The sequence below is a fragment of the Kitasatospora sp. NPDC093102 genome, from assembly GCF_040683915.1.
Taxonomy (GTDB): domain Bacteria; phylum Actinomycetota; class Actinomycetes; order Streptomycetales; family Streptomycetaceae; genus Kitasatospora.
The window spans coordinates 1-10,229 of the sequence record NZ_JBFBFA010000091.1 but is presented as its reverse complement, the minus strand read 5'-3'; the positions used below and the strand labels follow the sequence as shown (position 1 = coordinate 10,229).

The 10,229-nt window shown below is 71.2% G+C and carries 7 protein-coding genes and 1 pseudogene; 4 read left to right on the top strand and 4 right to left on the bottom strand.

All coding sequences use genetic code 11. The annotated features are described in order from the left end of the window. Positions 1-381 precede the first annotated feature (381 nt). A complete protein-coding gene (locus AB0O11_RS38415; RefSeq protein ID WP_363397002.1) occupies positions 382-1,641 on the top strand; it encodes a hypothetical protein in 1,260 nt (419 codons plus the stop codon). 400 nt (positions 1,642-2,041) lie between these two features. Here the strand turns inward: AB0O11_RS38415 and AB0O11_RS38410 are convergent, their stop codons facing one another. After that, complete coding sequence (locus tag AB0O11_RS38410) at positions 2,042-2,941, bottom strand: hypothetical protein (RefSeq protein WP_363396999.1); 900 nt, start codon at positions 2,939-2,941, stop codon at positions 2,042-2,044. A gap of 925 nt (positions 2,942-3,866) precedes the next feature. Here AB0O11_RS38410 and AB0O11_RS38405 point away from each other — a divergent pair. The 3 genes and pseudogenes from AB0O11_RS38405 to AB0O11_RS38395 all read left to right on the top strand — a co-directional run. Further along, positions 3,867-4,910, top strand: a complete 1,044-nt coding sequence (locus tag AB0O11_RS38405; RefSeq protein ID WP_363396996.1) for a DUF1838 family protein — start codon at positions 3,867-3,869, stop codon at positions 4,908-4,910. Between the two features lie 162 nt (positions 4,911-5,072). Continuing rightward, on the top strand, positions 5,073-5,642 hold the full coding sequence (locus AB0O11_RS38400; RefSeq protein WP_363396993.1) for a hemerythrin domain-containing protein: 570 nt from the start codon (positions 5,073-5,075) through the stop codon (positions 5,640-5,642). 10 nt (positions 5,643-5,652) lie between these two features. After that, a pseudogene (locus tag AB0O11_RS38395) lies at positions 5,653-6,126 on the top strand (nucleoside-triphosphatase); the annotation flags it as partial. A 317-nt stretch (positions 6,127-6,443) separates the two neighbouring features. Here the strand turns inward: AB0O11_RS38395 and AB0O11_RS38390 are convergent. From AB0O11_RS38390 to AB0O11_RS38380, 3 genes are all read right to left on the bottom strand, one after another. Next, the gene (locus AB0O11_RS38390) at positions 6,444-7,010 is read right to left on the bottom strand and encodes a hypothetical protein (RefSeq protein WP_363397004.1); all 567 of its coding nucleotides are present in this window, start codon (positions 7,008-7,010) and stop codon (positions 6,444-6,446) included. A 359-nt stretch (positions 7,011-7,369) separates the two neighbouring features. Continuing rightward, the gene (locus tag AB0O11_RS38385) at positions 7,370-7,966 is read right to left on the bottom strand and encodes a hypothetical protein (protein WP_363396990.1); all 597 of its coding nucleotides are present in this window, start codon (positions 7,964-7,966) and stop codon (positions 7,370-7,372) included. 249 nt (positions 7,967-8,215) lie between these two features. Continuing rightward, positions 8,216-9,574 (bottom strand): replication-relaxation family protein, encoded by a 1,359-nt coding sequence (locus tag AB0O11_RS38380; protein ID WP_363396987.1) that lies wholly within the window; start codon positions 9,572-9,574, stop codon positions 8,216-8,218. Positions 9,575-10,229: the final 655 nt, after the last annotated feature.

Genomic DNA, 10,229 nt, shown 5'->3' with positions numbered 1-10,229 from the left:
GGTCGCGTGGTACAACGGTGAACGACTCCACTCCGCCCTCGGCTACCTCCCGCCCGACGAATACGAACAGGCCTACTGGGCGCAACTGGACCAAGAGTCCCGCAGACCGCTTGATCACACAATCGCGGACTCCACGAAATACGGGGCAGCTCACCTCTCCTCGGGGACACGCCCGGTGGCGAGGATGTGGATGGCATCGGACACGAACACGATTCCGTGGCCGGAACCAGACAACCCACCTCACCCATCTCACCTGACAGCGGTGACGGCGGGGCGGCGCAGCCCGGCACGGGATCCGGGGCGGCGTTCGAGGTGTCGCCGGCGCCGTCGCCAGCGGGCACTGCCGGCCTGCACGAGCTGCCCGGCCGCGGCGGTGTGCGGGTGCAGAGCCTTCCGCTGGGTGGTGTCGGCTCCGCACGGGCCCTCGGCCGAGCCTACCTCTCGCCGTCCCGCCTGATCGACGTCGGCAAGGTGCTGACCTCCTTCAACGGGCGGGCCCGCGAGTACACGCACACACAGGAGGCCGACGAACGGTACTACCGGCGTGTCCTGGGCCCCTTTCCCACACCGTGGGCGGACGGGCCCGAGCCGTACTTCCTGCTGGCCGACCGCAACCTGTCGCTGACCGGTGAGCACGGTGAGGCCGTGCCGGTCCACCACGACGAGTTCGCCGCGCTGGCCGCCTCGGACCCAGCCCTGAAGGCCCTGCCGAAGGACGTCCCCGTCGTGCTGCTGGCGCCCCACGGCGGCAGCGGGGGGCTGGAGCTGCCACGTGCGATCGCGACACGGACCGACCGCACGGTCTACGCGCTGACCGCAGGCCTCCAGCGGACGCCGAACCCCGATGGCGACTGGTCCTTCGGGCTGAAGACACCCCGGTGGACGGATGAGGGACCGGCTCCGCAGGGCGGAATCGTCCGCGTCGACCCTCCCTCACTCGGTGGTGTCGACCCCGCCCTGGGGGACTCCGGTGGACACCTCACCACCGTCCGCGGCAAGATCATCCCAGACCGCGAGATCCACACCCAGACGATCGTCGAACCACTGGAGAAGGGACTCCGCGGGATCGGACGGGCCTCCTTCAACGGACCCGACTGGGTCATCCGGGAGAGGATCTACGGCCGGTTCAATGGCGTCACGCACTACTCGTACGCACGGGGTAGGCGGACCAGACCGGCCGGGCCCGTCCCATGGAATCCCGAGAACGCCTACTTCTTCTCCGCACACGGTGGCCGACGCGGGTTCAGCCTCCGGACCGAGCACGGGACGGAAGTGACCGTCGACGGCAGCGAGCTCGGCGGGTTCCTGCGGCGCAGGCCGAGCGTTCAGGCCCTCAAGAACGCCCCGGCCAGCGACTCCCGGTCGCCCTCCATCGTGCTGCACAGCTGCAACACCGCCCAGCACGCCCAAGCCGTGGCCGACGAGACCGGGCTGGTCGTGCACGCCCCGAACCGCAATGTCTGGACCTACACGAGAGGTGGGAGCAGTGGCCACGCTCCGCCGGAACCACCGCTCGTCTACCTGCGGACGCCGTGGCAGTTCTGGGCCCCCAAAGCGCTCAAACCACTGATCAGGGCCGTGTTCCCCAGCAAGTACATGGAGCCATCGAGTGTGGCGTTCCAGACGTTCCGTCCCCGTTGACCGAGACCCTGCGCACCAAGGGCACACGATGCCGTGCCCGGCGCCCGGGTCGTCGCTCAGCCGTACAGGCCGTGGCGGCCGGCCCCGGCGGTGACCGCGGCGGCGATCTCCGCCGGCCGGTCCTCCGGTGCCTGGTGGCCGACCGGGCCGCAGTGCCCGCCCTCCAGTCCCGCGACGTGCTCACGGCATCAGTCGCCGAGCCCCTTCCCGATCACCAGCGTCGGCGAGGAGCCGAAGACGAGCAGCAACTTCGCCAGCGCGATGCGGTGCGGGAACCGCACCCGCGGTGCGGTGCGCCCAGGCCGAGGCAGCGCGGCCGGGTGTGGGGCCCCGGCCCAGGAACGCCTATCCAACGCCCCGCCGAACAGCAAGGTCGACACCTTTCGCCGGACACGGTCCGTCAGAACCGGTTGCGCCGTACGACGGGCCGGACGGGCGGGGCCTGTTCGGTGCCGCGAAGTTCGAGGGCGGCGGTGCGGGTGCGCTCCAGCCAGCTCATGACCTGGCGCAGCGTGGCGGGGCCGAGGTGGTAGGTGAGGTCGCGGACGGCCTGGTGGTCGTCGTCGGTCAGCGTGTGGAGGCCGGCGCGGTCGAGGGCGGTGTAGAGGGGCTGGGCGGCGATGGGCGGCCAGGCGGCGGTGGTCTGGCGGGTCCGGTGGGCGGCCTCGCGGGCGCATTCGGCGACGTCCCGGCGGTAGCGCTCGGCGCGCAGCACGTGCTGGAGGACGGTGTCGTGGTCGGGGTCGTAGCGCTCGGCCCGGGTGGCGGCGATGTGGCCGCGCACGCGCTGCCACTCTGCGCACACGGTGACCGCGGCGGCGAACGCGGTTCCGTCTCCGGTGTCGGCGTACCGGTCGGCGGCGCGCTCGTCGTCCCGGGCCCGGTGCAGGGCCTGCTGGATGTTCCCCCGGGTCATCCCGGCCGCCCGGCGGCGGACCCGGCTGCGGATGCCGCCGAGCAGCCCGTGCTCCTGATCGTCGTCCTCGTCTTCGTCCTGGGCGCGGCCAGGGCGGCCCTGGTACTGGGCGAGGGCGGCGTGCAGCGTCGCACCGGCCTCCCACGCCTCCGCGTGCACGACGGGCTCCGGCACGCCGCCACCCGGGCGGCCGCTGCGGAGGATCCTGCCGTCGGCCAGGGCCACCCAGCCGTCCAGGCCGTCGACGTCGCGCTCGGTCCAGCCGCGGGCCAGGCCCGCGCCGTGGTGGAGGGTGCGGATGCCGTCGTGGCCGGACCAGCGCAGCCACAACGAACCGTGCACCAGCAGGGCGTCGAGGACCGGGCGGCCCAGGTCCCGGTCCACGGGCGGCGGCCTGGGAAACCTCCGCCCGCGCGGATGCGGACCCGCTCCTCGCCTCGCCGAAGTACGCCCTGGCCGGCCGCGAGGCCGCCTTGGGGCGAGTTCGCGCACCACGCGGACCGGCACCCGATACACGTCCGTCAAGCTCACGGCACGCCCGGCCGGAGCGGGAATCCAGGCCCCCGTGGGATCGGTCGGGCACTCCTGCGGCAACGCACCGGCGAAGAGCCCGTGGACGCCGATCAAGACCGGGTGCATCCGCGGGCGTGTCTTCGCCACCCGCACCTGGACCGACCCCCGTGCGTCCGCCGCACCGACCCGCAGAATGAACGGCGGCCCTGCGCTTGGCATGACCGGGGTGGCACGTCGTCACCCCTGCCTGAACGCTTCCGTCGGCACGTCACGTTGTCTCTTCCTGGTCATGTTCGTACGGGTCCGGTCGCGGACGCGGTTCCCCCCTGGCGCTGGAAGGTTCGTGGTGTCGAAGTCCTCTGTGGGCGACGTGTTGTCCGGCCTGGTCGATCTGGGGGGCTCGGGGAAGGACACGCCGTCGTGGTGGGCGTGGCTGATGGGGGTGATCTCCGGGTCGTCGTATCCGAAGACGGATGTGGCGGGGCCACGGGCGTACGCGGCGGCGCCGCGGCCAGTGCGGACGCCGCACCGGGCTCTGCCAGGGCCTGCTGCAGTGCTGCGCTCAGGGCCGCGCATCCTGGCAGATGCAATCAGTTGTGATGACTGCGGATATCCGTACTGACCCAGCGGCCCGGACGGCACCACACTGACCTGACCCTCCCCCCCGTTCCTGTCCCGGGGGTGATGCCCCGGCCTCCCCCCGGCCGCCCCGGGACAGGAGCACATCCATGTACCGGGCGCTGCCCGCGGGGAGGGACACCTGGTTTCCTGCACATCGGCTTCAGAAGGGCCCCGCATGTCCTCGACCCACCCCCGCCGCCCCCGTCTGCGCCGCGCAGTGGGGGTGGCCACCGCGGTTGCCGCGCTCGCGGCAACGGTGTCGGCCACCGCCCAGGCGAAGCCCGTGACCCAGCCCACCGATCCGGGGCCCTTGTACTCCAGCCTGGACAGCGCCGACAGCCGGCTGTTCCTGCAGACCCTCGGCCGGCCCGACGGCCAGGACATGGTGTACCGAATCAGCGGCAAGGTGATGAACCAGGTCAGAGGCAACGCGTACGGCGCTGCGCTGGCGCACGGCAAGACGCTGTTCGGCTTCGAGGGCTACAATATCCGCCGGCTGTACCGGGTGCCGGGGACCGACGACCTCTACCAGCTCTCCCGGGAGATCGTCTTCTACACCGACCCCGTCACCGGCGAGCGGCTGACGCAGTGGACCAACCCTCTCGACGGGCGCACCCGTCCCCTGCCGCCGATCGCGAACGAGCACGTCAACGCCCATTACCGGATCAAGGACGGCAAGCTCTACACCGTCGCCGGCACCGCCGAGATCCCCCTCGGCAAGGCCGTCGCACCGTTGCACATCCACGACAAGCTGGAGTGGACCAGCGATGTGGCGCCGCTGTACAGCCTGGCCCAGCGCTACGGCATCCCCGAGGGCTTCGGTCTGGTCAACAACACCTACGCGACCTGGGAGATGTTCGACTTCTACGTCGACCAGGACGAGGCCCGCAAGAGGGAGACGAAGGACATCCCCAAGGGCGCCATGGAGATCGTCAACTCCTGGACCCGCACCGCGCCGTACATCCCGGCCATGTGCATCCCGGAGAACTCCTCCCAGGGAAGCCTCGTCTACCACGCCCGCAGCTGGTCGCTGGACTCCTTCGACGAGCTCGACCCCTGGATCAAGACGGTAGTGAAGGCGGACTACCCGCTGTTCACCCAGGCCCCGCAGAGCGTCGACCCGACGCCCAACGACACCACCTGGACGTCGTTCTACGGCAAGGAGCTGAAGCCGCAGGGGCTCACCTGGCAGCAGTGGTGCGACTCGGCCGGCAGCTGACGGTGTGCACGGCGATGGCGCCTCCCCGGTGAACGGGAGGCGCCATCGTGTCTCGCCGCCGGCAAGCGGGTTTACGCCCGCCGATTCTGGAGACCTCGGACAGCGCCACGGCCGGCTCACCCGCCGGCCCCAACCACGCCGAGGGAACCGAAAGGCGCAGCCATGAGCGAGGCCCGCGAGAACCGAGCCGCGAAGCGTCCGGACGACGTGATCGACATCCTGCTTCGCCAGCACCGTCGCATCCGAGAGCTCCTCTCGGACGTGAAGAGGTCGGACGGGGAGCACAAGAAGCAGGCCTTCGACGAACTGCGCGCGCTGCTCGCGGTCCACGAGACCAGTGAGCAGCTGATCCTGCGGCCGGCGACCCGGGAAACCGCGGGGAAGCAGATCGCCGAGGCGCGTACCCGCGAGGAGGAGGACGCCACCCGGGCTCTCTCCCAGCTCGAGAAGATGGATGTGTCAAGCCGGGAGTTCGACGCCAGGTTCAGCGAGTTCGAACGGTCTGTGCTCGCCCACGCCGAGCAGGAGGAGCGCGAGGAGTTTCCGGCGGTGCGGGCAGGACGTGCCGAAGAGCAGCTCGAAAAGATGGGCAAGCGGCTGCTCATCGTGGAGAAGCTCGCCCCCACCCACCCCCACCCGGCAGTGGCCGGCTCCACAGCCGCCCAGTGGGCGGTCGGGCCGTTCGCCTCGCTCGTCGACCGGGTGCGTGACGCACTCATGAAGCCCGCCTAGGAGCAGCCGGATGCCTGAGCCGGGCGGCGGTGAGACCAGGTGCGCGGTTGCCCGAAGGCGCGACCAGTGGCACGCCGGGATCATCGAGGCATCCACGCGGTGGGCCGACAGCGGTTCCGGCCGCTGCTCCCGGTGGACGCGCGAGGGAATCGACTGCTGCCGGCGGTGGGCGCAGGAGGGGTCCCATCGGCCCGGCGAGATGGCGCCTCCGTCGTGGTTCTTCATCGGGATGGCGGTGGCAGTCGCCTGGTACCAGGTCCTCGGCTCGGTGCCGCAGGCCTGGTACTGGCTGGCCCGCCGGGCCTGCTTCACCACCGAGGAGATCCGGCAGGGCTGCGCGCGGGTCGGCTTCGCCCTGGAGACGCTGGCGGGCCGGCGGGCCGTGCTCGCCCACATCGACTTTCCGGGGCCACCGCGGGTCGGGCGGTACGGGGTCGACCTGGGCGTCATGGAAAGGCTGGCGCTGCCGTTGCTCAACGCGGCGGCACAAGGTGCGGAACAGCCCGGGCGGCTGCTTGTGCTCATCGACGAACTCGGCCGGATGGGGCCTGCACCGCCTTCCGAGACGCCGTCCGGTCCCTGTTCGAGACCGAGGCCGACGTCGTCGCCACGGTTCACGCGCACCGCGACCCGTTCACCGACGCGCTCAAGGAGCACGCGGACATCAAACTCCTCCACGTCACCTGAGCCGCCGCCGCGATCTACGACATCGGCGGCCCGGCCGAGGCCGAGGCCGTCCTGCCCGTGCTGCTGGAGGCATGGGAGGAAAGCGACTCGACTGCCAGCCACGTCGTGGACTGCCTACAGCGGATGGGCCCCGCCGCCGCACCTGCCCTTCCACGGATCCACGCCGAACTCTCCCTCGCCCGCTGAAGCGGCGGCTTCTTCGGGAGCATCGAGGACGACGAGGCACTGCAACGCGCCAGCCGGGCCGCCATCAACCAGACAGCCTGAGGGCGACACCGCAACCACCGGTGACCCGAGGCGGCGCCGCAGGCCTGCTTCGCTGGCTCGGCCGGCCGCTATCGGGGCCGTTGCCGCCCCGCTCGCGCACGACTCGCACCAGGCCCTCGAACTGCCGCCCCGTAGACCCGTGAACGATTCCACCCACACCTGCCGCAGGCGGGGCAGTGCCACGGCCGCCGGCCCTCCGATCCGGCCGAGGACGTCGGCGGCATCGTGATCCTTGCCGGTGTCGAACAGGGCGATCAGCCGCGGCACGGCATCGGCGGAGTCGCTCTCGATGTCCCACAGAACCTTCACAGCTGCGAAGCGCAGGTCCAAGTCCTCGGCGTCAGCGAGCGGCCGGACCGTCTCCAGCGCGCAGGCGACGCCGGTGCCGATGGAGCCCAACGCGTAGAGAGCCACGACGGCGGTCTGCCACTGCTCCTGCTCGACAGCGGTGGCGTCCGGTGGGTCGGCCCGGGCGGTTGGGCAGGGGCACGGCGGCCGCGGCGGGGACATCGACCAGGGCGGCAACGTCGCTCGTGAGTGTGCCGCAGTCCGGGCAGGCGCCCGGCGCGGCCAGCACTCCCGGCCCGCACCCCCACCACCACCACCCCAGAACGCGGCCCCAGGGCGCGGCTGGCGGCGTGGGGCCCGAGGGAGTGCTGCTTCAGCTGACGGTAGATCATGAGACCGGCCCCGAAGGTCACCAAGGTTTCTGACGGAAACCCTGGTGCCCCAGGGGGGAGCGCGGACGAGCAGGAGTGGACCAGCGGGCCCAGTTACAGGCGGCGTGTGTGGCCCCCGTTGATCTGGTCGATCTGATCGAGAAGGGCTGCGTTCAGCTGTGCCCGCGCGGCCCTGACACGCTCCAGGGCCTCCAGGACCTCACTTCGCGCCGTGCTTTCCCGATGCGAGGAACATCGCAGGACGTCGGCACGGACTTCCCGGGTCGCCTCTCGCAAGTGGCCCAGAAGTTCGGAGAAGGATCCGTCCGCAGTGTCTGGTCGTGGAGTGCCGTGCGGTGGTGTGTCCTGGGATCCGAGCCACAGGCCGTTGTGAGCCAGCGCGTGTCCGGCTTCGGTGGCCTCCCGGATGACGTGGTCTGTGATCTCGTCGAATCGGTTGACGTCCACAGGATGCTGTGTCTGCAAATCTTGGACGAACCGCTCCAACGCATCGATCCACGCCCGGCCCGTGGTTCGCATCTTCAGCAGACGGGCGATCTCTGTCTCACTTTGGCGAGCCTGCTCCTCACTCGCCTTCTGCTCCGCTTGCCGCCGATGCAGACGCAGCGGGCCGTAGACAGCCGCGAGGCCGGCAGCCGAGGCTCCCCCCAGAGCTCCGAGCAGCCCGTACAGCGCGCTGTTATCGGCCATAATCCCCCCAACGTAGAACTGCCGGTAGCCATACCCGTACGGCTCATCCCCCAACACTCACCCGATGCGAGAGGTGCACCGGCGGTGGGAGTGGGGCCGGGCAAGCCGCACCAATCGACGCAGGCCGGGGACGGCCGGGCAAGCCCGTGGCCCCGTGCCCGGACCAACGAGGCGGTGCCCGGCGGAACACGGGCCGGGCACCGCCTTCGGTGTCGGTCGCTTCGGTCGCTGCCGTCCCGCGAGGCCTGGTCAGCGGTTGGGGTACTTCTCTGCGTGGTGCAGGCGGATGTGCCAGTACGGGTCGTCGAGTTTGCCGGCGGCGGCGCGGCGGCGGTCGCGGTTGGCGGGCAGGGCAAGGATGATCGGCGGGCGGCCGTTGGCGTGGCGGTTGTCGTCGCAGCCGGGGCATTCCAGGCGGTACGGGTCGGCCGGCTTGTGCAGTTCGGCGACCGAGTCCGGTTTGCCTCCGATGGAGCCCTGGCAGGTGTGGCAGGGGTGCATGGCGGCGTTCGCCTGGCGGGCGGCGAGCAGGGCGTTGTGCCCGCGGGTGTCGTCGGCTTCCTTGCGGCAGTCGTGGCAGGGCTCGGTGCCGTCGCCGGCGCCGGGCGTCCAGTCGTACTCGTCCTCGCGGCGGTTGCAGCCCGGGCAGCGGGTGGCTTCCAGGCGCTGTTCCTTCTCGTCTTCGGCGGCCTGCTTCTCGGCGGCGAGGCGGGCCCGGGTGCGGGTGAGGTAGTCGGTGTTGGCGAGGGCGTCGGTGAGGTTCTGCCACTGGTGGCTGCCGAAGCGCCACCGGATCGGGGCATGCGGGCCCTGGGCTGTCAGCTGGTCGAGGGTGCACGCGAGGATCGGGATGCGGCCGGTGAAGTCGAGGCTGCCGTGGGGCTGCCAGTGTTCGCGGGTCAGGGCCCAGACCCCGTTGATGGTGCCTGGCAGGCCCCGGGGCCCGGCGCCGGCCAGGACGAGGGCGACCGGCGGCCACGTTCCGCTCGGGGCGGTGGGGTACTTGCGCCGCCACACCTTCAGCTGCCTCGCGGTGGAGGGGTGCCCGGTGTGGGTGGGGTCCTTGCAGGTGAGGGCGAAGTACTCGGCGTACCCGTCGAACTTCCGGGCGATCTTCGCGTTGTCGCCGTTGTGGAGGTCGACCTCGACCAGGAGCACCGGCACCCGGTCGGCGGGGGCGGTCAGGACGGCGTCGGCGATCTGCTGGCGGCCTGCGGGCAGGGGGTGGGAGTCCTCGGTGGTCCAGTCGGCGATCGTGCCGACCGGGCCGCCGGGGGTGTTGGCGCAGGTGATGGCGACGATGGCGTCGTTGACGGCCATGGCGTGCGGGGCGCCGGTGCCGCGGCCGAGCGAGCGGGCCCTGCTGCCCATCTTGCGGCCTCTGGGCAGGGTGGTGGCGGCGGCGTCCAGGCCCAGCTCTGTCAGGCCCCAGATCACCGCTCCAGCCCCCGGAGGGCGTACCGGCAGGCGCTTGGTCGACTTCGCCTTCGACGTGACGGGGGCGACCTGGACGTCGCCGCCGTCCCCGCCGCCGTCGGTGTCGGGCTTCTTCTTGAGGCCGGCGGTCTTGCCGCGCTGCTCGGTCAGCCGGCTCTCCGCACGCGCCATGTCCCGCAGGCTCCCTCCGCGGTTCGAGCAGATCATGGTCCTCAGCTTCACCATGACCATCGACCAGCCCGAGTAGGCAGCCCGAGCCGCCCACTCCGGAGCCCCGCCGGCCAACCCGGCGGGGCTCGATGCGCAGCGTTCCAAATCGGGCGCAAAGGCCGGCCGCCGGGCATCCGCCGCTTCCGCACGAGCCTGCTTCGCTGCCCGCTCTGCCAGTCGCGCGGCAGAACTCCTCCTCGTCCGGTAGTCCACCGCCCGGCGTAGCCTGAGGCCGACGGGCCAGCGGGAGCCGCGGGCATGGCGGCGTACGGCTCCGGGGGGGCACGTTCAGGAGGACCGCGAACAGACGGATCGCCCTCTGGGTGGTCTCATCTGGGCTGAACCGGTAGTCCATGCTCAGCAGGCCGTCGGCGTACCGCTCCAGCAGCGCCAGGAGCCGTGTCTGGACGGTGCGCAGTTCTGCCACTGGGCAGTTGCGGGGCGGGGATCGAGCCTCGAAACATGCCGGCCTCCGGCTGGTGTGCCTGGTGTTGAGTGCCACTCAAGATGAGCATGGGACGGCCGTTCGCGATGAGCATGGCGGGCGATGAAGAAGCCCTGCCGGTGGGGTTCCGGCAGGGCTTTTGATCTTCGTGGTGTCACTGGGATGCTCATG